Source organism: Demequina lignilytica (assembly GCF_030418375.1).
GTDB classification, from domain to species: Bacteria; Actinomycetota; Actinomycetes; order Actinomycetales; family Demequinaceae; genus Demequina; species Demequina lignilytica.
The window spans coordinates 349,915-374,585 of the sequence record NZ_JAUHPZ010000001.1; the positions used below are offsets into that span (position 1 = coordinate 349,915).

Here is a 24,671-nt window from a genome sequence, read left to right on the forward strand (position 1 = left end):
GGCTCGTCGCATGACGTCACTCACCACCGCTCAGGAATCCGTCGCGTCGATCGACGCCGATGCGCTCATCGTGGGATGGGCCGCCGACGGCTCGGTCGCCGCCCACCCGCTGCTCTCGGACGAGGCTCGCGAGGCGATCGCCGCGGGCGCCGCCGCGCTCGACGCCTCGTCGAAGGCGGGCAAGGTCACGGTGCTGCCGGGCGTCGGCGTGGCCGCGCGCCGCGTCGTCGTGGTCGGCGTCGGCGACGCCACGACCGAGGACCTGCGCACCGCCGCGGGCGAGGCCTCGCGCGCGGTCGGCAAGAAGCCGGCGGCCGTGGTGGTCGCGCTGCCCGTGGAGTCGGACGAGGCGGCGGTCGCCGTCGCCCAGGGCGCGCTGCTCGGCGCCTACGCCTTCACCGACTACAAGTCGGACGAGGACGCCGCCACCGACACCGCGTGGACCGTGGCGGGTGCCTCGGACGCCGCGATCGCCCGCGCCCAGATCCTGATCGCGGCCGCCGCCGGCATCCGCGACCTGGTCAACACGCCCCCGCTGGACCTCTTCCCCGGCTCCTTCGCCGAGATCGCCCAGCAGCTGGGCGCCGCCGCAGGCGTCGAGGTCAAGGTGTGGGAGGCGCAGGATCTCGCGAACGAGGGCTTCGGCGGGATCCTGGGCGTCGGCATGGGATCGTCGCGCCTGCCCCGCCTGGTGCGCGTGGGCTACGCGCCCGAGGGTGCGACCCAGACCGTCGCGCTCGTCGGCAAGGGCATCACCTTCGACACCGGCGGCATCTCGCTGAAGCCGTCGAAGTCCATGGAGACCATGAAGTCGGACATGACGGGCGCCGCCACGGTGCTGCACGCCGTCATCGCCGCCGCCCGCGCCGAGCTGCCCGTCGCCGTGACCGCGTGGCTGTGCCTCGCCGAGAACATGCCCTCGGCCACCGCGCAGCGCCCGTCCGACGTGATCCGCATCTACGGCGGGAAGACCGTCGAGGTGCTCAACACCGACGCCGAGGGACGCCTGGTGATGGCCGACGGCCTGGTCAAGGCGTGCGAGGAGGACCCCGACGTGGTGCTCGACGTCGCGACGCTGACCGGCGCGCAGGGTGCCGCGCTCGGCACCCGCACCTCGGGCGTCATGGGCACCGAGGCGATCCGCGACGAGGTGGTGGCCGCCGCAGGCGAGGCGGACGAGCTCATGTGGCCGATGCCGCTCCCCGAGCACCTCCGGGCCGGGATCGACTCGAAGGTCGCGGACCTGCAGAACATGGGCGACCCGCAGGGCGGCGGCATGCTCACCGCCGGGATCTTCCTGCGCGAGTTCGTGGGCGACACCCCGTGGGGCCACCTCGACATCGCCCGTCCCGCCTACAACGAGGGCAAGCCGTGGGCCGAGAACGTCGCCGGCGCGACCGGCCACTCCCTGCGCACGCTGTTCCGCTTCCTGGAGAACCGCGCGCAGGCGTGACCTCCCGCTGACGCGAGACGGCCCGGCACCCCCGCGGGGGTGCCGGGCCGTCGTCGTCAGGAGGCGCCGGGACGATGCGCGGGCTCAGCCCAGCGACTTGCGGTGCTTCTCGTTCCACTCGCGCATGCGCGACGGGTAGCCGGACAGGTTGACGTCGAACGCGGGGATCGCGAACTGCTTCGCGAGCTTGCGCGCCGTCGCCTCGTCGGGCACCCGTCGCCGGGTCCACTCGCCCGACCCCGCCACGATCACCATGGTCGTCTGCGTGACGCGCGTCGGAGGCTCGATGTACGCCTCGCACTCGCCATGGCCGGCGACGAACTCGCGGAAGTGCTGGATGGTCTCCGCCTTCGCGTCCTTCGCCGCGGGCGCGGCCGGAGCGGACTTCGAGCGTGACCTGCGTGAGAACAGACCCATGCGCTCCAGCGTAGCCTCACCCGCCTGGTTCCCGGACGGCGCGCCACGGCCGGGCCCTTGGTCCTCCCACGTTCCCCGTTGGTGGCAAGATGGGCCGTACAGTCATCCCTACAAGGAGATTTCATAGTGTCCGAGTCCACCCCACGCTCGTTTGATGTCCTGATCCTCGGTGGCGGTTCCGGCGGTTACGCCGCGGCGCTGCGGGCCTCCCAGCTCGGCCTCACGGTCGGCCTGGTCGAGGAGTCGAAGGTGGGGGGTACGTGCCTCCACAACGGATGCATCCCGACCAAGGCGCTGCTGCACGCCGCGGAGCTCGCCGACAACGCGCGCGAGGGCCACAAGTACGGCGTCAACTCCTCGCTCGAGGGCATCGACATGCCGCAGGTCAACGCCTACAAGCAGGGCGTGATCGACCGCCTCTACCGCGGCCTCACCGGACTGGTGAAGTCGCGCAAGGTCACCGTCATCGAGGGCCACGGCACGCTGGTCGGCACCGACACGGTCGAGGTGAACGGCGAGCGGTACACGGGCGCGAACATCGTCCTCGCCTCCGGCTCCTACGCCCGCTCGCTGCCCGGCCTCGAGATCGGCGGCCGCGTCATCACGTCGGACCAGGCGCTCCAGATGGAGTGGGTGCCCCAGACCGCGATCGTCCTCGGCGGCGGCGTCATCGGCGTCGAGTTCGCCTCCGTGTGGACGTCGTTCGGCTCGAAGGTGACGATCGTCGAGGCGCTCCCCCACCTCGCCCCCAACGAGGACGAGTCGCTGTCCAAGGGGCTCGAGCGCGCGTTCCGCAAGCGTGGCATCGACTTCAAGGTCGGGGTCCGGTTCCAGGGCGTCGAGCAGTCGGACCAGGGCGTCAAGGTCACGCTCGAGGACGGCACGGTGCTCGAGGCCGACATCCTGCTCGTCGCGGTCGGCCGCGGCCCGCGCACCGCGGACCTGGGCTACGAGGCGCAGGGGGTCCCGATGGACCGAGGCTTCGTGCTCACCAACGAGCGCCTCCACACCGGCGTCGGCAACATCTACGCGGTCGGCGACATCGTCCCCGGCCTCCAGCTCGCGCATCGCGGCTTCCAGCAGGGCATCTTCGTCGCCGAGGAGATCGCAGGCCTCGCGCCCCAGGCGATCGTCGAGTCGAACATCCCCCGCGTCACCTACTGCGAGCCGGAGCTCGGCTCGGTGGGCCTGACGGAGAAGCAGGCCGTCGAGAAGTACGGCGCCGACAAGGTGAAGTCGCTGGAGTACAACCTGGGAGGCAACGGCAAGAGCCAGATCCTGGGCACCACGGGCTTCATCAAGCTGGTCCGCGTGGTCGACGGACCGGTGGTCGGCATCCACATGCTCGGCGCACGCGTCGGCGAGCAGATCGGCGAGGCTCAGCTGATCGTCAGCTGGGACGCCCACCCCGAGGACGTGGCACCCCTGATCCACGCCCACCCCACCCAGAACGAGGCCCTGGGCGAGGCGCACCTCGCCCTCGCCGGCAAGCCGCTCCACGCGCACGACTGAATCCGAACGAGGGAGTTCCACACCCATGGCAAACGACGTCACCCTTCCCGCGCTCGGCGAGTCCGTCACCGAGGGCACCGTCACCCGCTGGCTGAAGTCCGTCGGCGACACCGTCGCCGTCGACGAGCCGCTGCTCGAGGTCTCGACCGACAAGGTCGACACCGAGATCCCGTCGCCCGTCGCGGGCGTGCTGCTCGAGATCCTGGTCCAGGAGGACGAGGACGCCGAGGTGGGCTCGGTGCTCGCGCGCATCGGCGCCGAGGGCGAGGCGCCCGCGGAGGCCGCCCCGGCCGAGCCCGCGGCTCCGGCGCCCGCACCCGCGGCGGAGGCTCCCGCCCCGGCTCCTGCCCCCGCTGCTGAGGCCGCGCCCGCACCCGAGCCCGCAGCCGAGGCAGCGCCCGCGCCGGCCGGTGGCGGGCGTGAGGTCACGCTGCCCGCCCTCGGCGAGTCCGTCACCGAGGGCACCGTCACCCGCTGGCTGAAGTCCGTCGGTGACACCGTGGAGGCCGACGAGCCGTTGCTCGAGGTCTCGACCGACAAGGTCGACACCGAGATCCCGGCGCCCTTCGGCGGCGTGCTGACGGAGATCCTGGTGGACGAGGACGAGGAGGCCGAGGTCGGAGCCGTGCTGGCACGCATCGGCGAGCCCGGCTCCGCCCCTGCGCCCGCGGCCGCGCCCGAGCCCGCTGCGGCTCCGGCTCCGGCTCCGGCTCCGGCTCCGGCTCCGGCTCCGGCTCCCGCTCCTGCTCCCGCCCCGGCCGCTCCGCCGGCTCCCGCGGCAGCGCCGGCGGCGCCCCCTGCGCCCCCTGCCCCCGCTCCTGCAGCCCCGGCGGCTCCCGCCGCGCCCGCACCGGCCGCGGCGTCGACCGGCTCCGGCTACGTCACGCCGATCGTCCGCAAGCTCGCGGCAGAGAAGGGGGTCGACCTCGGCTCGCTCGCCGGCACCGGCGTCGGCGGCCGCATCCGCAAGGAGGACGTGCTCGCCGCGGCCGAGGCGGCTGCCCCGGCCGCACCCGCGGCGGCACCCGCCGCGGAGACCGCGCCGGCCCCCGCATCGTCCGCCAACGAGGTGACGGTGTCCGAGCTGCGCGGCCAGACGGTCAAGATGACCCGCATCCGCAAGATCACGGCCGACAAGATGATGGAGTCGCTGCACGGCATGGCGCAGCTCACCTCCGTGGTCGAGGTCGACTGCACCAAGATCTTCGCGCTGCGTGCCAAGAACAAGGCCGCGTTCTCCGAGAAGCACGGGGTGAATCTCACGTTCCTGCCGTTCTTCACCCGTGCCGTCGCCATCGCGCTCACCGAGCACGCCTTCCTCAACGCCTCCGTCGTCGACGGCAGCATCGCGTACCACCCCACGGTGAACCTGTCCCTCGCGGTCGACACCGAGAAGGGCCTGATGCTCCCCACGCTGAAGGATGCCGACTCGAAGACCATCGCGGATCACGCCAAGGGGATCGTCGACCTGGCCGGCAAGGCCCGCAGCGGCGGCCTCAGCTCGGACGAGATCTCGGGCGGCACGTTCTCGGTGACCAACACCGGCTCGGGCGGCACGCTGTTCGACACCCCGATCGTCCCCGCCCCCCAGGTGGGCATCCTCGCGACCTGCGCGATCGTGAAGAAGCCCGTCGTGGTCAAGGGCCCGGACGGCGAGGACGTCATCTCGGTCCGCCCGATGTGCTATCTCCCGCTCAGCTACGACCACCGGATCGTCGACGGTGCGGACGCGGCCCGCTTCCTGCAGACCGTGAAGCGGATCATCGAGGCCGGAGAGTTCGAGTCCGAGCTCGGCCTGTAGATACGAGACACCAGAAGATGCGCGTCGTCATCGCGGGCTCCTCGGGGCTCATCGGAACGGCGCTCACGCACTCGCTTCACGAGGGCGGCCACGACGTGGTCGCCCTCGTGCGGCGTCCGGCGCGCGACGATCACGAGTCGCAGTGGGATCCCCGCGCCGGCACCGTCGACGCCGACCTGCTGCTCTCCGCCGACGCGGTGGTCAACCTCGCGGGCGCCTCGATCGGCGACAAGCGCCTCACCGACGCGTACGCGGCGGTGGTGCGCTCCTCGCGCGTGGAGTCGACCGCGACGCTCGCGTCCGCGCTCACCCGCGGCTTCGAGGGCGTGCTGATCCAGGGCTCCGCGATGGGCTACTACGGCGACCGGGGCGACGAGGTCCTGAGCGAGCGCTCCGGGCCCGGGTCGACGCTGCTTGCGAGCATCGTCCAGGACTGGGAGGCGGCGGCCCAGCCGGTCCGCGACGCGGGGATCCGCACGGTGACCGTGCGGACAGGGCTGGTGCTCGCCCCGCACGGGGGGTTCGCGGAGCGGCTGCTTCCGCTGGTGACCCGCGGTCTGCTGAGGTCGCTGGGGCCCGGCGACGCGTGGCACTCGTGGATCACGCTCGAGGACCACATCCGCGCCCTGCGCTTCCTCATCGACAGCGAGCATGCGGGCGCGGTCAACGCGATCGCGCCGGCGGCGGCCCGTGACGCGGCGTTGATCCGCGCCCTCAGCGAGGCGGCGGGCAGGCGCCCCGGATTCAGCGTCCCCGCGTTCGTGCTCGAGGCCGCCATCGGACCCGCCGTCGAGGATCTGCTGTCCTCTCAGCACGCCCAGCCCGGCGTGCTGACCAGGCTCGGCTTCGAGTGGCACCACCCCACGATCGAGGACGCCGCGCGCTGGGTCATGGCGCGGCGCTGACGTCGCTCACGCGCCACCGCTCCCCCGACCACACGAGCTCGAGCACCGCGGTCTCGACCGCCGCCTCGATCTCGCGCCTCTCACCCTCCGCGGTGACCCACGTGTGCGCACCGATACGCGTGGTCACCTCGACCGTCGCCGCCTCACCGTCGACCATCACCGTCGAGGCCTCGATCTCCGGGTCGCCGAGCCCCTCCACCGCGGCACCGTCGGCCAGCAGCGCGGCCTGATGCTCGAGCTGCGCCCACGCGGCCGACCCCGGGACCGCCAGCCCGGCCAGCGCATCGCCATCGCCCGACTCGAGCGCGGCGAAACGTGCCCGCGTCAGCTCGCGGGCGGCGTCGGTGGGCTCCACCCCGACCGGCGGCTGCGCCGCGGCCTCCACCAGGACCGTCGTGGCGCCCGCCGCGCCCTCCGGCACCGACGGCGGGAGGGCGCTCCACAGGAAGCCAGCCGTGAGCGCGAGGACCACCGTCCCCGCGACGAGCGGGACGCGTCGCCGCAGCCGCCATGCCCACGCGCGGGGATCACGCGCGGTCGCCGCAGTCGAGGCGGCGGACCGGAGCGACGGCGCGACGTCGACTGCCTCGGGCCGCCACCGGGCGGTCTCGGCGCAGCTCGTCAAACCGGCAGCGATCGACTCGGCGGGTGGGCGCGCGGCCGGATCCTCGGCCAGCAGGGGTGCCGTCCAGGCATCCGCCTGGACGGCGATCGTGGGAGCCGCCATGTGGCGGCCCAGCCTCCCGAGCGCGTAGACGTCTCCGGCAGGGCTGGGTCCGCCCGCCGCCTCGGGCGCGGCGAAGCCGGGCGTCCCGTGCTCGCGACCGAGCGCGGGTCCGATGAGGTCGATCAGCAGCGGACGCTCGGCCACGAGCACGTTGCCCGGAGAGACGTCGCCGTGAGCCAGGCCGTGGCGGTGCAGCGCGGCGAGGGCGTCGGCGAGGCCCGACATCAGCCACACCCACTGCTCGAGCGACGTGATGCCCGCGTGCGGGCCGGTTCCGCGCGCGGTGCCCAGGTCGGGCGCGGACACCCGCGGGGTGCAGACCTGCACGGTGGACCCGTCGCGCCGCACGTCGAGGGGCGGCACCAGGCCGGGGTGGTCCACCGCCGCCAACGCCGCCATCCGTGCGCGGGCGGCGCGCTCGACGGCGTCGCCCTCCCCCACGTCGCGCACGACGCGACGCAGGGAGAGCGGTCGAGGGCTGGTCACCCCCTCACGGTGCCACCGGCCGCACGCGGGGCGGGTGTTCTCCACAGGGGCGAACGCCCGCCCGGCGTCAGTCCCCGATGCGGCGGGCCGGCCACCACGCGCGCCGGCCGATGTCGCCGATGAGCCCGGGCACCAGGAGCGAGCGCACCACGAACGTGTCGATGAGCACGCCCGCGGCCACGATGAACGCGATCTGCGCAAGGAAGATCAGCGGGATCACCCCGAGCGCGGCGAAGGTCGCGGCCAGCACGATGCCCGCGGAGGTGATGACGCCTCCCGTCACCGCAAGGGCCCTGCGGATCCCCTGACGCGCACCGTGCTCCAACGACTCCTCGCGCGCCCTCGACATGAGGAAGATCGAGTAGTCGACGCCGAGCGCGACCAGGAACACGAAGCCCAGCAGCGGCACCGACGGGTCCGTGCCGGGGAACCCGAGCACGTGGTTGAACACGATCGCGGACAGGCCCATGGTCGCGGCGAAGCTCAGCACGTTCGCGAGGATGATCAGCACGGGCGCCAGGATCGAGCGCAGCAGCAGCATGAGCACGACCAGGATCACCACGAGGATCGTGGGCAGGATGATCACCAGGTCCCGCTCACTGGTGAGCCGGGTGTCGAGCGACTCCGCGGCCTGGCCGCCGACCAGCGCGTCCGCGTCGACGGCGTGCGCCGCCTCGCGGACGTCGGCGACGATCTCGAGGGCCTCCGCCGACGACGCGGACACCTGGGTGACCGCGTTCACCTCGACACGGCCGTCGATGACGATCGGGTCCTCAGGGACGGCGCCCGCGGGGGCGCCCGCCGCCACGGCCGGGGTGAGCAGGTACGCCGCGCTGACGCCGTCGACGGCGGCGACGGCGGACAGCACGTCCTCCGCCGAGTCCTCCGGGGTGATCACCCGGATCGGCGACGTCGCGCCGGCGTCGAAGTGCTGCTCGAGGAACTCGAAGCCCGAGACCGACTCGGTCTCCGCGGTGAAGATGTCGCGCTCGCCCAGCCCGCCGGACTTGAAGGTCGGCACGAACGCGGCGAGCACCACCAGACCCAGCGCGGCGGACGCCCACACGACGCGCGGGCGGGCGTCGACGAACCGCGACACGCGGCCCCAGACCCCGGCGCGCGCCTCGACGGCCTCGATGGTCTCCTCCGCCTCGTGGTTGTCATCGCCGCGGTAGCGCGGCATCGCCGGCCAGAACACGCCCCTCGCATGCTTGCCTCCAATCAGCAGCAGCGCAGGCAGCAGCGTGAGCGCGGCGAGGAACGATGCGGCGATGCCGATCGCGCCCGCCGGACCGAGCGCGGCGTTCGACTTGAGGTCGCTCAGCAGCAGCACGAGCAGGCCCAGGACCACCGTGCCGGCCGAGGCCGCGATGGGCTCGAGCGAGCGCCTCCAGGCGCGGCCCAGGGCGGCGTACGGCGAGCGCACGCGCAGCAGCTCCTCGCGGTAGCGCGCCACCAGCAGCAGCGCGTAGTCGGTGGTGGCGCCCACCACCAGGATGAACATGATGCCCTGGCTCTGGCCGTTGAGCGTGATCACGTCGGCCGACGCCATCGCGTAGACCGCGATGATGGCGCCCGTGAGCGCGAGCATCGACGTCGCGAGCACCAGGAACGGCAGCACGGGGCTCCGGTAGACGATGAGCAGGATGATGAGGACCACGCCGAGCGCGACCAGGAGCAGGATGCCGTCGATCCCGCCGAAGGCCTCCACCAGGTCGGCCACCAGCCCCGCCGGACCGGTGACGTAGCCGGTGAGGCCTGTGTCGGCCTCCTCCCAGGCCGCGCGCAGGGTGTCCACGTACAGCTGTCCGATGGTCTCCTCGCCCGACGCCTCGTCGAACACCTCGGCGTCGACCGCGAGCGAGGCGAGGATGGCCTCGCCGTCCTCCGACGGCACCGCGGTCGGACCCTGGCCCTGCGGGCCGGTCAGGGTGACGTCGCCGACGGTGCGACCGTCGGGGTCGCCCTCGAGCGGGACCGCCAGGGCGGAGTCGAGGAAGGCCTGGACGGTCGCGAGGTCCTCGGGACCGCCCTCGACCACCAGGAGCGCGGGGACGGACTCCGTGGGTGCGAACTCCGCGTGCGCGGCCGCCGCCTCCGTCGACTCGGCGCTCGAGGGCAGGAACGCGGCGGAGTCGTTCTCCTGCACCTCCGACAGCACTCCGAAGGTCTGTCCGCCGGCTCCGCCGATGGCGAGCCAGGCGACGATGGTCAGGACGACGGCGATGGGACGGAGCCAGGGACGCTTCAGCACGTTCATAGTGAACGGCTCAACCGCGCGCGCGGAGGGATATTCCCGCGCGCGCAGAGAAGTTACCCTTCTGTGATGCGGATCGTCCCCCTCGACCTCGGCACGCGCCTGATCCCGTACCAGGAGGCGTGGGATCTTCAGCGCCGGATCCATGCCCAGGTGGTGGCCGGCGAGGAGCCGGACACCGTGCTGCTCGTGGAGCACGAGCCCGTCTACACCGCGGGCAAGCGGACCGCCGCGTGGGACAGGCCCGTCGACGGCACCCCGGTCGTCGACGTGGACCGCGGCGGTCGCATCACGTTCCACGGCCCAGGCCAGCTGGTCGGCTATCCGATCGTGCGCCTCGCGGAGCCCGTGGACGTGGTGCGCTACGTGCGGACGCTCGAGCAGGCGGTCATGGACACCTGCGCACACTTCGGGATCGAGACGATGCGCGTCGAGGACCGCTCGGGCGTGTGGCTCCCGGCGGCGGACGGCCGCCGCGAGCGGAAGATCTGCGCGATCGGCGTGCGCGTCGCCAAGGGCGTCACCATGCACGGCTTCGCGCTCAACTGCACCACCGACCTGGCCTGGTACGACCGCATCGTCCCGTGCGGCATCTCCGACGCCGACGTGACCTCCCTGAGCGCCGAGCTGGGCCGCGAGGTGACGCTGGACGAGGCGCGCGAGCCGCTGCTCGGATTCCTCGAAGCCGCCCTCGCCGACGTAAGGTGGGCGCAGGCGAGCACCCCCGCCGACTCCCCGCTCCCCACGAAGGAGACCGTGTGACCATCGCACCCGAGGGCCGCAAGATGCTGCGCGTCGAGGCCCGGAACGCCGCCGTTCCGATCGAGCGCAAGCCCGAGTGGATCCGCACCAAGGCGACCATGGGCCCCGAGTACAAGGACCTCAAGGGTCTGGTGAAGTCCGGCGGCCTGCACACCGTGTGCGAGGAGGCGGGCTGCCCCAACATCTTCGAGTGCTGGGAGGATCGCGAGGCGACCTTCCTCATCGGCGGGGACCAGTGCACGCGGCGCTGCGACTTCTGCCAGATCGACACCGGCAAGCCCGCGGACTTCGACGCGGACGAGCCGCGCCGCGTCGCCGAGTCCGTCCAGCAGATGGGCCTCAAGTACTCCACCGTCACCGGCGTCGCGCGCGACGACCTGGCCGATGGCGGCGCCTGGCTCTACGCCGAGACGGTGCGGCAGATCCACGCGCTCAACCCCGGCGTGGGCGTCGAGCTGCTGATCCCCGACTTCAACGCCGAGCCCGACCAGCTGGCCGAGGTCTTCTCCTCGCGCCCCGAGGTGCTCGCGCACAACCTCGAGACCGTGCCGCGGGTGTTCAAGCGCATCCGCCCGGGCTTCCGCTACGAGCGCTCCCTGTCCGTGCTGACGGCGGCGCAGGAGGACGGCCTGGTCACCAAGTCGAACCTCATCCTCGGCATGGGCGAGACGTTCGACGAGGCCGTCGAGGCGCTGCGTGACCTCCACGCCGCCGGGTGCGACCTCATCACCATCACCCAGTACCTGCGCCCGAGCCCCCGCCACCACCCCGTGGACCGCTGGGTCAAGCCGCAGGAGTTCGTCGACCTGTCCGACATCGCGACCGAGATCGGCTTCCTGGGCGTCATGTCCGGCCCGCTGGTGCGCTCGTCGTACCGTGCCGGCCGGCTGTGGGGCCAGGCGATGCGGCGCAAGGGTCGGGAGATCCCGGCGCCGCTCGCGCACCTCGGCGAGGAGACGGAGTCCCGCCAGGAGGCCTCCGCGCTGCTGCGGGCGAATCCGACGCTCGCCGGCTGACCCGGAGGGTCCGGCTCCCGCACGTCACGCACTAGACTGTCCCGCATCATGGCTAAGGACACCTCGCCTCAGAAGAAGCAGCGCTGGTACTCGCTGGTCGCCCAGGCCTACAAGGTCACGGCGCCGCACGACAAGTGGCTGCTGCCCGGCATCATCGGCATCATCGTGGGCGGCATCGCCGTCTTCGTGGTGATCGGTCTGATCATCGGCGGCACCGCCGCGATCATCTACACCTCGATCTTCGGCGTGCTCACCGCGCTGCTGGGCGCGATGTACTTCCTCACGCGCCGCTTCGAGAGCAACGCCTACGCCCGCATGGCGGGCCAGCCCGGCGCGGCCCTCGCGGTCGCTCAGGCCATCCGCTCCGGCTGGGAGTTCCAGGACGAGCCGGTCAACATGGATCCCCGCAGCCAGGCGATCGTGTTCCAGGGCGTCGGCAAGGGCGGGATCGTGCTGCTGGCCGAGGGCGGCAACGCCGCGCGCAAGACGGTGCAGACCACGACCAAGCGCATCGAGAAGCTGGTCCCCGGCGTCCCCGTCACCTCCTACTACGTGGGCTCGGGCGAGGGCGAGGTGTCGCTCGCGAAGCTGCAGCGCACCATCCGCAAGACCCCGAAGGCGCTCAACAAGAACGCGCAGGCGACCGTGAAGGCGCGCCTCAAGGCGATCGGTGGCAGCAAGCCCCCGCTGCCGAAGGGCATCGACCCGGTCCGCGCGCGCCCGGACCGCAAGGGCATGCGCGGCCGCTGAGCCCGACGACGACCCGCCCGTGAGCCCCCGAGGGGGAGCTCACGGGCGGTTTCCTCGTCGTGGGCGACTTCTGCGGGGCGCTCAGCGTGGCGCGCCGAGCGTGACGCGCACCCCGAGCGGCCCCGCCCCGAAGGAGACCTCGCGCATGTCGGCGACGCGCGGCAGACCCTCCGTGGCGGGCGTCGACAGCCCTCCGACGACCACCACCGTCGCCCCGGCCTCGAGCGCGGACCGCACCCCCGCATCGGCGTCCTCGAACACGACGCACTCCCCCGCGGTGGTGCCGAGCAGCCCGGCGCCCCTGCGGTAGGGCTCCGGGTCGGGCTTGCCGCGCTCGACGTCCTCGGCCGCGACCATGCGGGTCACCTCGGGGAAGCCGAGCCGTTCCATGCGTCGCAGGGCTGCCGTCCGGACGGCGGAGGTCACGACGGCCCACCGCGCCGGAGGGATCGCCCGCACCGCCGCGACGGCGCCCGGCACCTCGACCTCGGCGTCGAAGCGCTCGTTCTCCCAGGCGCTGATGCGCGCGAACCAGGGCTCGATGTCCGCGTCGTCCCCCAGGAACCGCCGCAGCGTGGCCCGGGCCGGGACGCCGTGGACGTGCGCGAGCACCACCGCCGGGTCGAGGCCCACCTCGCGCGCGAAGTCGCCCCACACCTGGTCCACCATGCCGGTGGAGTCCACGAGCGTGCCGTCCATGTCGAGCAGGACGCCGGCGACGTCGAGCACCGTCATGCGGCGGCTCCCGTACGGACGATGCGGGTGCCGGCCAGGCGGTCGTGCAGCCCTCGCCCGTCCGGTCCCCACACGACGGCGGGGATGACGAGCGCGAGGAGCGCCGTGCGGATGAGCGCCTTGACGGGGCCCACGAACGACGCACCGTCCTCCCGGATCACCCGGAGCCCCATGACGCGATGCCCGATGGTGGTGCCCAGGGTCGCGACCAGCAGCAGATGCTGCGCCGCCCAGACGCCGAGAGTCGCGAACGGCGCTCCGGCGAGCAGCACCCGCTCGGGCAGCGTGGCGACGCCGGGATCGAGGGCCGGGTCGGCGAAGAACGCGCTCGATACGAGCAGGCTGAGGATCCAGTCGATGCCGATGCCGAGCAGCCGTCTCATGGTGGGCGCGACGGGGGTCGCGGCCGTCTCGTCGGGAGTCACGGCGTCAGCCTAGCCGCGGTCGCCGCGGGGCCGATCCGTGCGGGCGATGGCCGGTTTCGGGGCCACATGTAACAGTTCTGAAACATCGCCTGTATCCGGAGGCAACAGTACGGCCCTAGGGTGGTCATGCCAGAGAAGGCCTTCCACCTCATCTAGGAGTACCGGATGTTCAAAGACGCCAATGAGGCGATCGAGTATGTGAAGAACGAGGGTGTCGAGTTCGTCGACATCCGCTTCTGCGACCTCCCCGGTCAGATGCAGCACTTCAACATCCCCGCGTCGCAGTTCACCGAGGACGTGTTCACCGAGGGCGCGATGTTCGACGGTTCGTCGATCCGCGGCTTCCAGGCGATCAACGAGTCCGACATGAAGCTGCTGCCGGATGTCGCCACCGCGTTCATCGACCCGTTCCGCAAGGCCAAGACCCTGGTCATCAACTTCTCGATCGTGGACCCGTTCACGAACGAGCCCTACTCGCGCGACCCCCGCAACATCGCGGCGAAGGCCGTCGAGTACCTGAACTCCACCGGCATCGGCGACACCGCGTTCTTCGCGCCCGAGGCCGAGTTCTTCATCTTCGACTCGGTGCGGTTCGACACGAACCAGCACGAGGGCTACTACCACATCGACTCGTCCGAGGCCTGGTGGAACACCGGCACCGAGTACGAGGAGGACGGCACCCCGAACCGCGGCTACAAGACGCGCTACAAGGGCGGCTACTTCCCCGTCTCCCCCGGCGACCAGTTCGCGGACCTCCGCGACGAGATGTGCAAGGTCCTCGAGGAGGTCGGCCTGCACCTCGAGCGCGCGCACCACGAGGTGGGCACCGCCGGTCAGCAGGAGATCAACTACCGGTTCAACACCCTGCTCCACGCCGGTGACGACATCCAGAAGTTCAAGTACGTCATCAAGAACGTGGCCTGGAAGCACGGCAAGACCGTCACCTTCATGCCGAAGCCGCTGTTCGGCGACAACGGCTCGGGCATGCACGTGCACCAGTCGATCTGGAAGAACGGCGAGCCGCTGTTCTACGACGAGGCCGGCTACGGTGGCCTGTCGGACATCGCCCGCTGGTACATCGGCGGCATCCTGAAGCACGCGCCCTCGCTGCTCGCCTTCACCAACCCGACCGTGAACTCGTACCACCGCCTCGTGCCGGGCTACGAGGCCCCGGTCAACCTGGTGTACTCGGCTCGCAACCGCTCCGCCGCGGTCCGCATCCCGATCACCGGCTCGAACCCGAAGGCCAAGCGCATCGAGTTCCGCGCGCCCGACCCGTCGTCGAACCCCTACCTCGCGTTCGCGGCGCTCCTGATGGCCGGCATCGACGGCATCAAGAACCGCATCGAGCCGCCGGCCCCGGTCGACAAGGACCTCTACGAGCTTCCCCCGGAGGAGCACGCCCTCATCCCGCAGGTGCCGGACTCGCTCCCGAAGGTGCTCGACTCGCTCGAGGCCGACCACGCGTTCCTCACCGAGGGCGGCGTGTTCACCGAGGACCTCATCGAGATGTGGATCGACCTCAAGCGCACGCAGGAGATCGACCCGCTGCGCTTCCGTCCGCACCCGCACGAGTTCGAGCTCTACTACGACTGCTGAGCAGCCCGCGTAGCGTTCACCCGAAGGCCCGTCCCGCATCCGCGGGGCGGGCCTTCGGCGTCGCAGGCCGGCCGCGGCACCCGTCCGAGCGCTTGCACCGTGCACGCCGGTCGGGAATCCTTGGGTCAGTTGCCTGCCACCGGAGGGGGACGCGGGGAGCATGAGCGTGACGGCGAGGAGCACGGCGCGCGGGGACCGTCCGGCGCCCCGCACCCTGCTCGGCGTGCTCGCGCGCAGCGCCTGGTTCCTCGAGGACGAGGTGAGCGCGATCGCCGAGCTCGTGCCGCCCGGCGGCGTCTGCGTCGACGTCGGCGCCGGGTACGGCCTGTACACCGCCGCGATGATCACCGCCGTCGGCACGGGCGGCACCGTGCATGCGGTCGAGCCTCAGCCGTCCTCGCGTCGCGTGCTCGACGCCGTGGTGCGGCTCTACCGCGCCGACGACCGCGTGGTGCGCCACGCGTGCGCCATCGGCTCGGCTCCGGGCCGCTCGGAGCTGAGCGTGCCGGTGCGCCGCGGCCGCGCGGTCTCCGGCCGGGCCTTCGTGACCAGGCACGCCACCGGCGCGGGACCCAATGCCGCGGACTTCGGCGGCGAGCGCCGCTATCCCGTCGAGGTGTCGACCCTGGACGACCTGGCCGCCCTCCACGGGCTCACCCGGCTCGACATGATCAAGGCCGATGTCGAGGGCGGGGAGCTCCACGTGCTGACCGGAGGAGCGCGCACCATCGCCCGGCACCGGCCGATCGTCCAGCTCGAGATCGAGGAGCGTCACCTCGACAAGTACGGGATCTCCGTGGCGCAGGTGACGGGCTTCCTCCTCGACCAGGGCTACACGATGCACGGGTGGACGCGGCGGGGGTGGCGCCCGGCGGCGCGCGTCACGGACGAGCGCCGCAACTACCTGTTCACTCCCTGATCGCGCGGCCGGGAGCGCCCGGCCATCCCGGGACAGCGCGGCGCGACTCGCCTACGATGACAGGAGCCGCCCGCTTCGGAGGTGAGGCATGAACGCCCGGTCCGCGCTGCTGTCCCTGCCCGTCGCGATCGCGCTCGCGCTCACCGGGTGCAGCCAGATCCAGGAGTTCCGCGGCCAGATCGACGACATCCGCTGGTGCTCCGACGTGGTGCGGCTGGCGGCCGCTGTCGACAGCGCGAACGCCGAGGCCGCGCGCAACCTGGTCGATGCGCTCGACCGCTCCGGTCCCGAGGACCTGGCCGACGACGTCGGCGTGGTCCGGTCGGTGGTCGAGGACATCGAGGCGGGCATCGCGGAGGCGACGGCGCTCACCGAGGACGAGGTCACGTCCGCCGTCGGCCGTCTGGTGGACCAGGTCGAGGAGCGCTGCGAGGGCGAGCTGCAGGACTTCGGCTCCGAGTAGCTCCCGCGCGCGGCGCGCACGCGCCTCCGGGACGTTGGACCCGAAGAATCCGAAGGAAACGCGCCCGCGACCCGTCTGGCTCATTCTCTTCATCTGGGCGCTCCGCTTGCGGCGCACATCGATATGCAGGCGGACGCGCGCGGCGCCTCCCTGCTCCGGTAGCCCCCGCAACGCATCCCCGGAAATGCCGTACGGATGCTCGTTGAAGCGCGTCGAAACCTCTACGTAACTTTGCCTCGAAAGTTCAACGGCGAAACAGAGAGGCAGCGCAGAGTGACGAACGACGTCGTACTCACGGTGACCGGCATGTCGAAGAGCTTCGGCGTGGTCCGCGCGCTGAAGAACGTCGACTTCGAGCTCCGCGACGGTGAGATCCACGGCCTGATCGGCGAGAACGGCTCGGGTAAGTCGACGCTCACCTCGATCGTCGCGGGCAGCCAGCCGGCCGACACCGGGACCATGATCTTCCGCGGCGGGCCGTGGTCCCCCGCGACGGTCAACGAGTCGCTCGCGAACGGCATCGGCATGGTCGTGCAGGAGAGCGGCACCGTGCCGGGCATCACCATCGCCGAGAACCTGTTCCTGGGCGAGACGGGCCAGTTCTCCACCCTGGGCCTCGTCAACCGCCGCGAGATGAACGCGCGCGCTACCGCGGCGCTCGAGGCGATCGGCGTCACCGACGTCAACCCCGCCACCCCCGCGGGCGCCTGCGACTTCCAGACCCGCAAGCTCGTCGAGCTCGCGCGCGTGATGATGTACGACCCCGCGGTGGTCGTGATCGACGAGACCACCACCGCGCTCGGCCAGGACGGTCGTGACCTGCTCTACAAGGCGATGGACGACCACAAGACCCGCGGCGCCGTCATCTTCATCTCGCACGACCTCGACGAGATCATGTCCGTCTGCGACCGCCTCACCGTGCTGCGCGACGGCGACATCATCTGCACCTTCGACAAGGACGAGTTCGACGAGGGCGCGATCCGCGCCGCGATGATCGGCCGCTCGATGGAGGGTCATTACTACCGCGAGGACAACAAGGCCACGGCGAACGACGAGGTGATGCTGTCGGCGACCGGGCTGAACCTCGGCGACAAGCTCCGCGATGTCACCATCGACGTCCGCAGCGGCGAGATCGTCGGCGTCGGCGGGCTGAGCCACTGCGGCATGCACGAGCTGGGCAAGGCGCTCTTCGGCGCAGTGGTGCTCGACTCGGGCGCGGTCGAGTCACGCGGCGTGAGGATCTCGAACGAGCGCCGCGCCGTCCGCAACGCGCTCGGCTACGTCTCGAAGGACCGCGACACCGAGTCGCTCAGCCTGAGCGCCTCGATCCGCGACAACATCGCCAGCGCCGGGCTCCGGCTGATCGGCAAGGGACGCGCGGGGCTCATCACCTCCGGCGCCGAGAACGCCTACGTGAAGACCCCCATGGACCAGCTGGAGATCAAGGCGCCCGGCGCCGGCACCATCGTCTCCACGCTCTCCGGCGGCAACAAGCAGAAGGTCGTGTTCGGCAAGTGGATCGCGTGCGGCACCGAGGTCCTGATCCTCGACTGCCCGACCCGCGGCGTCGACGTCGGCGTCAAGCAGGCGATGTACCGCCTGATGACCCAGCTGAAGGACGAGGGCAAGGCGATCGTCCTCATCTCCGAGGAGATGACCGAGCTCATGGGCATGAGCGACCGCCTGCTGATCATGAAGGACGGTCGCGTGGTGCGCGAGTTCGAGCGCAGCGCCGACCTCAACGAGATGGAGATCATCGAATGCATGATCTGAACGGCACCACCGTGGCCCAGGACGATGCGGTGGCGGGCACGCCCGCCACGCCCACCAAGGCCGCCATCGCCAAGGAGGACGCCGCCGCGGCCGCCAAGGCTCGACGCGGCAAGCTCTTCGCCGACCTCGCGCCGCTGATCGGTCTCGCGGTCCTCGCGGTCGCGTTCGTGCTGGCGGGCACGTCGGCGGGCACCAACATGGGCTACGCGGTCGAGACCCTGGTCAACCAGTCCGTGATCGTCATCATCATCGCGACCGGCGCCATCTTCATCTTCGCGATGGGCTCCTTCGACATCAGCCTCGGCGCCTCGACGCTGGTCGCCGCCATGGTCGCGGGCCTGGTGCACAACGCGACCGGGAACCTCTGGCTGATGCTTGGGGCCAGCGTCCTCGCGGCCGTCACCGCCTCCCTCATCAGCGCGACGCTCGCCGCCGTGTTCAACCTGCCGGTCTTCGTGACGACCGTCGCCATGCTGTCGGTGCTGGGTGCCGTCGCCGCCGCGCTCGTCCAGACCACGGGAGGCGCCCAGATCCGGATCGACCGGTCGTTCGCCCGCGAGTACGACACGCTCACGGTGAAGATCATCGTCGCCGTCGCGTTCCTCGCGCTCTGCGTGTTCCTGTTCAACTACACACGCCTGGGCCGCGTGGAGAAGCTCATGGGCGGCAACCCGGTCACCGCGAGGCTCACCGGCGTCTCGATGAAGCTGACCGCCATCGCGGCGTTCGCGATCGCCGGCCTCGGCGTGGGCCTCGGCGCGTTCCTGACCGCGCTCCGCACGCCCACCCTCACGGTGACCAGCGCCTCCGACATCGGGATGAACATCCTGGTCGCGATGGTCTTCGGCGGCATGGTGATCTCCGGCGGGCCCCGCAGCCGGATCTACGCCGCGATCATCGGCGGCATCTCCATGGCGCTGCTCAACCAGACCATGTCGATCATGCTCCAGGGCATGGCCGGCGGCGCCGGGATCGCCCAGATGGTCCGCGCCGTCCTGTTCCTCGCCGTCGTCTGGCTCGCGGCCTCGGGCTTCCGCACCAAGGTCCTGCCCCGCTGACCACCCTCCCCTGCTCCACCAGATCGCAGTACCCCACCCAATGAAGGGAACATCATGAAGATCACTCGCAAGATGGCGTTCGGCACCGCTGCTGGTGTCGCCGCCGCGCTGTCGCTGGCCGCCTGCTCGAGCAGCGCGGGCACCACCGACGGCTCGAGCGCGGGCGCGACGGACGCCGCCGCGGCCGACCCGGTGAAGATGTGCGTGCTCGTCGCCGACGTGACGTCGTCGGAGGCGCTGAGCTTCCGCGACTACTACACCGACTACATCGCCGGGAACTTCCCGGTGGAGTTCGTGTACTCCGACGAGCTGGCGGACGCCGAGGCGGAGAAGACCGCGATGGAGGGCTTCATCGCGAACAACTGCGAGGCCGTCATCTCCTTCGCGTCGGCGGACCGCCCGACGCAGCTCGACATGGCCGAGGACGCGGGCATCTACTACGCCGTCGCGACCGGCGCCCTGTCCGAGGAGGAGTACGAGACCTTCAAGGACTACGAGTACTACGTCGGCGCCATCGGCCCCGACGCGATGACCGAGTACCAGGCCGGCTACGACATGGTGAAGCACTTCACCGCCGAGGGCGACACCGAGTTCGGCATCTTCGGCGGCGGCGTGCCCTACTACCTCGAGATGCACATCTACCGCGCCGCCGGCATGCTCGCCGCGCTCGCGGAGGACCCGACCACCTCGTACGGCGGCGCCACGGAGATGGGCGACATCCTGGGCAAGATCTACCAGGACGGCACCATCAAGATCGCGGACTTCGAGTCGGACGTCTACACCCTCTCGGGCTACCTCGAGACCTGGGACTTCGACGCCGCGTGGCAGGCCAGCATGGCCGACATGATCGCCGCGGGCCCCGACGCGATCCTCGCGGTCGGCACCGGCAACGCGATCCTGGGCGCCGCCGTGGACGGCACCGGCATCCAGATCGGTGACATCGACGCCTACACCGAGGACAACCTCGTGGCGATGGAGAACGGCACCCTCGGCTTCCTCGCGGGCAAGTTCACCTCGATCAACGGCCCGATCTTCGCGGCGACCCTCTCCGCGGTCCAGGGCGAGCCCTACCGCACCGCCGAGGGCTCGGCCTTCGCGCTGAGCCAGGGCTACTGGGAGGCCACCACGGCCGAGGAGTTCCAGGAGATCGTCGACGCCGACAACGTCGACGCCCCCGTCTACGACGTCGACGCCCTGTCGCCGTTCGTGGCCTCCGGCGCGAGCTACGACGAGTTCGCCGACTTCGTGAGCAAGTACACGTTCGCCGACCTGGTCGGCTGACACACCCCTAGGAAAGGACAGGGAGGCACCAGAGATGGGCAGCTTCATGCGACGGGCAACGGGAACCCTGATCATCCCGGTCGGAGTGTTCGCGGTCGTCTGGGCGCTGGCCGCCATCGACGGTGCCTCCCTGTTCAGCTCCAGCGACAGCCTGATGATCCTGGCGCGCACCACCGCGGTGACGATGCTGACGACCATGGCTCTCGCGATCAACCTCAACAGCGGGCGCTTCGACTTCTCGCTGGGTGCCATGGCGCTCGCGTCGAGCACCATCGGCGCCACCATCGCGATCAACGTCGGCGGCGGCTTCCCCGCGATGGCGGCCGTGACGCTGGCGGCCGGCGCGCTCCTGGGCGCCTTCTCCGGCCTCCTCTACGTGACGCTCCGCATCTCCCCGCTGGTGAGCTCCCTGGGCGTGACGCTGCTCTTCGAGGGCCTGGCGTTCACCATCACCGGCGGCGGCAACATCAGCTTCACGCAGTACCCCGAGCTCGTCGCCTTCGGCAAGAACCTCACCGCGCTCGTGATCGTGATCGTGCTCGCGCTGGTCGGCGTCTACACCGTCTTCGACCGCTCGCGGTTCGGCTCGGACTACCGTGCCCTCATCACCGGTCAGCACGCCGCCGTGTCGGCCGGCGTGAAGGAGAAGGGCAACGCGATCGCCACCTACGCGGTGTCGGGCGGCCTGATGGGCGTGGTGGGCCTGATCCAGGCGTCGGGCAAGGGCCTCATCGAGGCCGGCAGCATCAATTTCTCGACCATCGGCATCATGTTCACCGCGTTCCTTCCGATGTTCGTCGGCGGCTACATCGGCCGCTACTCCAACGACAAGCTCGGCTACCTGCTCGGCGCGCTGAGCATGTCGGTGATCGGGCTCGGCTACTCGGCGCTGCGGCTCACGTCCGCACAGCAGTCGCTCATCACGGCGTTCCTGCTGGTGGCCTTCCTCATCTTCCTGAGCAACGAGGAGCGGGCGAAGCACTGGTGGCGTCGGGCCCGGCTCGGCAACCGGCCGCCGTCGGGACCCGCCGCGCCCCCGCGCGAGACCGCCGGCGTCGGGGCCTCGGCGTGACGGCCGCGACGGCCACGGGCCCGCGTCCACGGCGGCGATCCGCCGACCGGTCGTGACCGGGACCCGGGGCATCGTCTTCGCCCTCGACGGCGTGCTGGTCGACACCGACGAGACGAGCTTCCGGGCGTGGGCGACCGTCGCCTCCCGCCTGGGCATCGCGTTCGGCCGCGACGACCACGCCCGGCTGCGGGGCCTGTCCCGCTCCGAGACGCTCGACGCGATCCTCGCGCTCGGCGACGCCGAGGTGTCGCGGACCGAGAAGGAGCTTCTCGCGGACGAGCGCACGGCCATCCACCGCGAGCTCGTGCGCGGGCTGTCCCCGCGCGACATCGACCCCGCGGTGCCCACGCTGCTCGCGGACCTTCGCGCCCGCGGGCTGCGGCTCGCCGTCGCGTCCGCGAGCCGCAGCTCCCGCATGATCCTCGAGCGCACGGGGCTCCGGGACCGGTTCGACGCCGTGTCGGACGGCGCGAACATGTCGCGCCGGGAGCCCGATCCGGAGGGCCTCCTCCGCGCCGCCGACCTTCTCGCGCTGCCCGCGTACCAGTGCGCGGCGGTCGTGAGCACCCGCGAGGGCGCCGGCACGGCGCACGCCGGCGGCTTCGGAGAGGTGCTCGGCCTGGGGGACGCCGCAGCACACCCCGATGTCACCCGGGCCCTCGCGAGCGTGGCGGGCATCGCCGCCCTCGTGAGCGTCTGATCAGCCCTCGCCACCGGGACGCGAGACAATACCGCCGTGTACTCCGAGAGCGAGCTGGTCGTCCTGCCGCGCGCGCTGCCCGCGCGCGTGATGTTCGTCGAGTCCGACGGCATGGTCCCGCCGAGCCGTCGTGACGAGTCCCAACTGATCTTCGTGGTCCACGGCCGCCCGACGGTGGTCGACGACGAGGACGAGGTCACCCTCGAGCCCGACGACGTCTATCTCGCGAACGCGCGGCGGCTCGTCGCCCTCGAGTCCGACGACCCCTTCCAGGTGATCGTCCTCCGACTCGACGTGCGGCGCCTCGACGAGTCGCTCGACGAGGTCGAGTTCCGCGTCAACTCGGCGGCGGCCTCCCACCGCCGCGCGTTCCGTCCGCTGCTCCACCTGCTCGCCCTGGTCGTCAAGGCCAACGCGACCGAGGACGAGCAGAACCGCTTCAAGACCCTCGCGCTGCTCTACGCGCTGCTCGACGAGCTGACCCGAGGCTTCATCGCCGACCCCGCCGGCGGCACGACCGCGTCCGACAAGCATCGCAGCCGCATGCGCCGGCTCCTCCGCTACATCGACGAGCACTACGCGGAGGCGCTGACCCTCAACCAGGTCGCGGCGCACGAGCACCTGTCCGCGCCCTACCTCTCCGCGTTCTTCAAGGAGAACGTCGGGATGACGTTCTCCGCGTACTACAACGCGCTGCGGCTCGACCGGGCGGTCGACGACCTGGTGACCACCGACGAGAGCGTCGAGACGGTGGCCCGCCGCAACGGCTTCAGGGATCCCCGCGCCTTCGTCAAGGTGTTCAAAGAACGCTTCGGGGTGCTGCCGAGCCAGTACCGCCGCGACGAGCTGCAGAAGAAGGAAGGCCGCGACGGCCCGTCACGCCGATCGACCACGGCGCGACCCGCGCCGGACTCCCCGCTGGCCCTGCTCGCGAAGTACCTGCCCGAGGAGAGCGACGGTCACGTCACGGCCGCCTTCGACGCGGATCCGCTCGCGAAGGTGGTCGCGGTGGACGCGATCGACGTGACCGCGGACGGGCGCGCGCTCCACCACGCGTACCGCAAGGTGACGACCGTCGGCCGCGCCAAGGAGCTGCTGTACCAGGAGGTCCGCGACATGCTCGCCGAGTGGCAGGCGGACGTGGGCTTCGAGTACATCAAGTTCCACGGCTTGTTCGCGGACGACATGCACGTGTACCGCGAGGACAGGGACGGCCGGCCGGTCTACAGCTTCGTCCTGCTCGACAAGGTCCTCGACTTCCTGCTGTCGATCGGGCTCCGGCCGTTCGTCGAACTCTCCTTCACGCCGCAGGAGATGGCCTCGATCGCGGACCGGACGGTCTTCTCCGCGCCGTTCAACGTCAGCCCGCCGGCGAGCCTCGAGGGCTGGACCGCGCTGGTCGAGGCGTTCGTGAGGCACGCGATCGACCGCTACGGGCACGCCGAGGTGTCCCGCTGGCTCTTCAGCCCCTGGAACGAGCCCGACACCGGGTCCACGCTCTTCGGCTTCGACGACGACGCGCTGTTCTACGACTTCTACGACGCGACGTACGACGCGGTGAAGCGGTCCGGCACCGACCTGGCGTTCGGCAGCCCCGCGATGCTCGTGAGCTACGCCCAGGACAAGGACTGGCTGCTCGCCTTCCTCGACCACGCCGAGGCCGCCGGGCGCGCCCCGGACTTCCTCACGGTGCACTTCTACGACAACGACTTCTCGCGCGCCCGGCTCGACGAGCACTCCCCCGGAGAGCCGGCCGGGCTGCGCCTCAACAAGGACCAGGACACGTTCCACAAGACCGTCCGCCAGCTCCGCATGCTGCTCCAGGAGCGGGGGATGGCCACCCCCGTGTACATGACCGAGTGGAACCTCACGGTGTCCCACCGCGACCTCCTGAACGACACGACGTTCAAGAGCTGCTACCTCGCGAAGAACCTGCTCGAGAACTACGACGACCTGGACTCGTTCGGCTACTGGATGCTCACGGACCTGGTCGAGGAGCTGCAGCCGTCCGACGACATGTTCCACGGCGGCCTGGGGCTCTACACCTACAACGGGGTCAAGAAGCCCCACTACTACGTGCTCGCCGCCCTGCGTCGCGCCGGCGACCGCCTGCTCGCCTCAGGCGAGGGCCACTTCGTGACGGCCAGCGATCACGCCGTGCAGATCTACCTGTACAACTACGAGCACTTCAGCCACCTGTTCGCCTCGGGCGAGCGCTACGACATGACCTACCTCGAGCGCTACGCCCCGTTCTCCGAGGTCGGGCGCATGGACGTCTCGCTGGAGCTCACCGGGCTCGCGCCGGGCACGTACCGCCAGCGCGAGGAGGTCATCAACGCCGACCACGGCTCGGCCTTCGACACCTGGCTGCGGATGGGCGCGCCGTCGATCGATCCCCCGGAGGTCGACTACATCCGGCAGGTCTCCGTCCCGCAGATGATCGTGAACGACGTGGAGGCGGGCGTCGACGGCACGCTCACGGTCTCCGCCGTGCTGGAGCCGCTCGAGGTCCGGGTGATCGAGCTCGTGCCGCGCCGTCGCGCATCCTGACGAGGGACGG

21 protein-coding genes are annotated in these 24,671 nt (G+C 71.1%); 16 read left to right on the plus strand and 5 right to left on the minus strand.

Translation table 11 applies throughout. The annotated features are described in order from the left end of the window. Positions 1–10: 10 nt before the first annotated feature. Entirely contained in the window at positions 11–1,453 is a 1,443-nt protein-coding gene (locus QQX13_RS01620; protein ID WP_301144420.1) for a leucyl aminopeptidase, read from the plus strand. A gap of 84 nt (positions 1,454–1,537) precedes the next feature. On the opposite strand, the gene QQX13_RS01625 is transcribed toward QQX13_RS01620, so the two are convergent. Next, on the minus strand, positions 1,538–1,870 hold the full coding sequence (locus QQX13_RS01625; protein WP_301144421.1) for an oxidoreductase: 333 nt from the start codon (positions 1,868–1,870) through the stop codon (positions 1,538–1,540). Positions 1,871–1,996: 126 nt separating this feature from the next. Between QQX13_RS01625 and lpdA the strand changes: the two genes are divergently transcribed. From lpdA to QQX13_RS01640, 3 genes are read left to right on the plus strand one after another with little or no spacing between them, the layout of a single operon-like run. Further along, positions 1,997–3,382 (plus strand): dihydrolipoyl dehydrogenase, encoded by a 1,386-nt coding sequence (lpdA, locus tag QQX13_RS01630; RefSeq protein WP_436968540.1) that lies wholly within the window; start codon positions 1,997–1,999, stop codon positions 3,380–3,382. A gap of 25 nt (positions 3,383–3,407) precedes the next feature. Next, entirely contained in the window at positions 3,408–5,183 is a 1,776-nt protein-coding gene (gene sucB / locus QQX13_RS01635) for a 2-oxoglutarate dehydrogenase, E2 component, dihydrolipoamide succinyltransferase (protein ID WP_301152237.1), read from the plus strand. 17 nt (positions 5,184–5,200) lie between these two features. Beyond that, complete coding sequence (locus QQX13_RS01640; RefSeq protein WP_301152238.1) at positions 5,201–6,088, plus strand: TIGR01777 family oxidoreductase; 888 nt, start codon at positions 5,201–5,203, stop codon at positions 6,086–6,088. Here the strand turns inward: QQX13_RS01640 and QQX13_RS01645 are convergent. Together QQX13_RS01645 and QQX13_RS01650 are read right to left on the minus strand one after the other, a co-directional pair. Then, a complete protein-coding gene (locus QQX13_RS01645) occupies positions 6,072–7,301 on the minus strand; it encodes a serine/threonine-protein kinase (protein WP_301144424.1) in 1,230 nt (409 codons plus the stop codon). The genes QQX13_RS01640 and QQX13_RS01645 overlap by 17 nt on opposite strands. Positions 7,302–7,368: 67 nt before the next feature. Further along, on the minus strand, positions 7,369–9,555 hold the full coding sequence (locus tag QQX13_RS01650) for an MMPL family transporter (protein WP_436968541.1): 2,187 nt from the start codon (positions 9,553–9,555) through the stop codon (positions 7,369–7,371). A gap of 72 nt (positions 9,556–9,627) precedes the next feature. On the opposite strand from QQX13_RS01650, the gene lipB reads away from it, so the two are divergent. Genes lipB through QQX13_RS01665 form a run of 3 tightly spaced genes read left to right on the plus strand, consistent with a single transcriptional unit; the run spans position 9,628 to position 12,086 of the window. Further along, complete coding sequence (gene lipB, locus QQX13_RS01655; protein WP_301144427.1) at positions 9,628–10,320, plus strand: lipoyl(octanoyl) transferase LipB; 693 nt, start codon at positions 9,628–9,630, stop codon at positions 10,318–10,320. Beyond that, on the plus strand, positions 10,317–11,336 hold the full coding sequence (gene lipA / locus QQX13_RS01660; protein ID WP_301144428.1) for a lipoyl synthase: 1,020 nt from the start codon (positions 10,317–10,319) through the stop codon (positions 11,334–11,336). Before lipB ends, lipA begins: the two co-directional genes overlap by 4 nt. Positions 11,337–11,384: 48 nt before the next feature. After that, positions 11,385–12,086 (plus strand): DUF4191 domain-containing protein, encoded by a 702-nt coding sequence (locus QQX13_RS01665; RefSeq protein WP_301144429.1) that lies wholly within the window; start codon positions 11,385–11,387, stop codon positions 12,084–12,086. An 81-nt stretch (positions 12,087–12,167) separates the two neighbouring features. Here the strand turns inward: QQX13_RS01665 and QQX13_RS01670 are convergent, their stop codons facing one another. Together QQX13_RS01670 and QQX13_RS01675 are read right to left on the minus strand one after the other, a co-directional pair. Continuing rightward, positions 12,168–12,821, minus strand: coding sequence for an HAD-IA family hydrolase (locus QQX13_RS01670; RefSeq protein ID WP_301144430.1), 654 nt, complete (start codon positions 12,819–12,821; stop codon positions 12,168–12,170). Beyond that, positions 12,818–13,246, minus strand: coding sequence for an RDD family protein (locus QQX13_RS01675; RefSeq protein WP_301144431.1), 429 nt, complete (start codon positions 13,244–13,246; stop codon positions 12,818–12,820). Before QQX13_RS01675 ends, QQX13_RS01670 begins: the two co-directional genes overlap by 4 nt. Before the next feature lie 165 nt (positions 13,247–13,411). Here QQX13_RS01675 and glnA point away from each other — a divergent pair, with 165 nt between their 5' ends. The 9 genes from glnA to QQX13_RS01720 all read left to right on the plus strand — a co-directional run bounded on the left by glnA (position 13,412) and on the right by QQX13_RS01720 (position 24,661). Further along, entirely contained in the window at positions 13,412–14,845 is a 1,434-nt protein-coding gene (glnA, locus tag QQX13_RS01680; protein ID WP_301144432.1) for a type I glutamate--ammonia ligase, read from the plus strand. 166 nt (positions 14,846–15,011) lie between these two features. Beyond that, positions 15,012–15,764 (plus strand): FkbM family methyltransferase, encoded by a 753-nt coding sequence (locus QQX13_RS01685; protein ID WP_301152241.1) that lies wholly within the window; start codon positions 15,012–15,014, stop codon positions 15,762–15,764. 88 nt (positions 15,765–15,852) lie between these two features. Then, complete coding sequence (locus QQX13_RS01690) at positions 15,853–16,227, plus strand: hypothetical protein (protein ID WP_301152243.1); 375 nt, start codon at positions 15,853–15,855, stop codon at positions 16,225–16,227. 273 nt (positions 16,228–16,500) lie between these two features. Further along, complete coding sequence (locus QQX13_RS01695) at positions 16,501–18,000, plus strand: sugar ABC transporter ATP-binding protein (protein ID WP_301152245.1); 1,500 nt, start codon at positions 16,501–16,503, stop codon at positions 17,998–18,000. After that, on the plus strand, positions 17,988–19,058 hold the full coding sequence (locus QQX13_RS01700; RefSeq protein ID WP_301144436.1) for an ABC transporter permease: 1,071 nt from the start codon (positions 17,988–17,990) through the stop codon (positions 19,056–19,058). Before QQX13_RS01695 ends, QQX13_RS01700 begins: the two co-directional genes overlap by 13 nt. 54 nt (positions 19,059–19,112) lie before the next feature. After that, positions 19,113–20,339 carry a LacI family DNA-binding transcriptional regulator gene (locus QQX13_RS01705; RefSeq protein WP_301144437.1) on the plus strand — a complete coding sequence of 409 codons (1,227 nt, stop codon included), beginning with the start codon at positions 19,113–19,115 and terminating at the stop codon, positions 20,337–20,339. A 46-nt stretch (positions 20,340–20,385) separates the two neighbouring features. Next, the gene (locus tag QQX13_RS01710; protein WP_301152247.1) at positions 20,386–21,411 is read left to right on the plus strand and encodes an ABC transporter permease; all 1,026 of its coding nucleotides are present in this window, start codon (positions 20,386–20,388) and stop codon (positions 21,409–21,411) included. Between the two features lie 52 nt (positions 21,412–21,463). Next, complete coding sequence (locus QQX13_RS01715) at positions 21,464–22,111, plus strand: HAD family hydrolase (RefSeq protein WP_301144439.1); 648 nt, start codon at positions 21,464–21,466, stop codon at positions 22,109–22,111. 36 nt (positions 22,112–22,147) lie between these two features. Continuing rightward, positions 22,148–24,661 carry a GH39 family glycosyl hydrolase gene (locus QQX13_RS01720; protein WP_301144440.1) on the plus strand — a complete coding sequence of 838 codons (2,514 nt, stop codon included), beginning with the start codon at positions 22,148–22,150 and terminating at the stop codon, positions 24,659–24,661. Positions 24,662–24,671: the final 10 nt, after the last annotated feature.

Coding starts and splice junctions, on each gene's coding strand:
- QQX13_RS01620 (WP_301144420.1), top strand. CDS start 11: ATGACGTCACTCACCACCGCTCAGGAATCCGTCGCGTCGATCGACGCC.
- QQX13_RS01665 (WP_301144429.1), top strand. CDS start 11,385: ATGGCTAAGGACACCTCGCCTCAGAAGAAGCAGCGCTGGTACTCGCTG.
- sucB (WP_301152237.1), top strand. CDS start 3,408: ATGGCAAACGACGTCACCCTTCCCGCGCTCGGCGAGTCCGTCACCGAG.
- QQX13_RS01700 (WP_301144436.1), top strand. CDS start 17,988: ATGCATGATCTGAACGGCACCACCGTGGCCCAGGACGATGCGGTGGCG.
- QQX13_RS01640 (WP_301152238.1), top strand. CDS start 5,201: ATGCGCGTCGTCATCGCGGGCTCCTCGGGGCTCATCGGAACGGCGCTC.
- QQX13_RS01710 (WP_301152247.1), top strand. CDS start 20,386: ATGCGACGGGCAACGGGAACCCTGATCATCCCGGTCGGAGTGTTCGCG.
- QQX13_RS01625 (WP_301144421.1), bottom strand. CDS start 1,870: ATGGGTCTGTTCTCACGCAGGTCACGCTCGAAGTCCGCTCCGGCCGCG.
- QQX13_RS01690 (WP_301152243.1), top strand. CDS start 15,853: ATGAACGCCCGGTCCGCGCTGCTGTCCCTGCCCGTCGCGATCGCGCTC.
- QQX13_RS01670 (WP_301144430.1), bottom strand. CDS start 12,821: ATGACGGTGCTCGACGTCGCCGGCGTCCTGCTCGACATGGACGGCACG.
- lipB (WP_301144427.1), top strand. CDS start 9,628: ATGCGGATCGTCCCCCTCGACCTCGGCACGCGCCTGATCCCGTACCAG.
- glnA (WP_301144432.1), top strand. CDS start 13,412: ATGTTCAAAGACGCCAATGAGGCGATCGAGTATGTGAAGAACGAGGGT.
- QQX13_RS01705 (WP_301144437.1), top strand. CDS start 19,113: ATGAAGATCACTCGCAAGATGGCGTTCGGCACCGCTGCTGGTGTCGCC.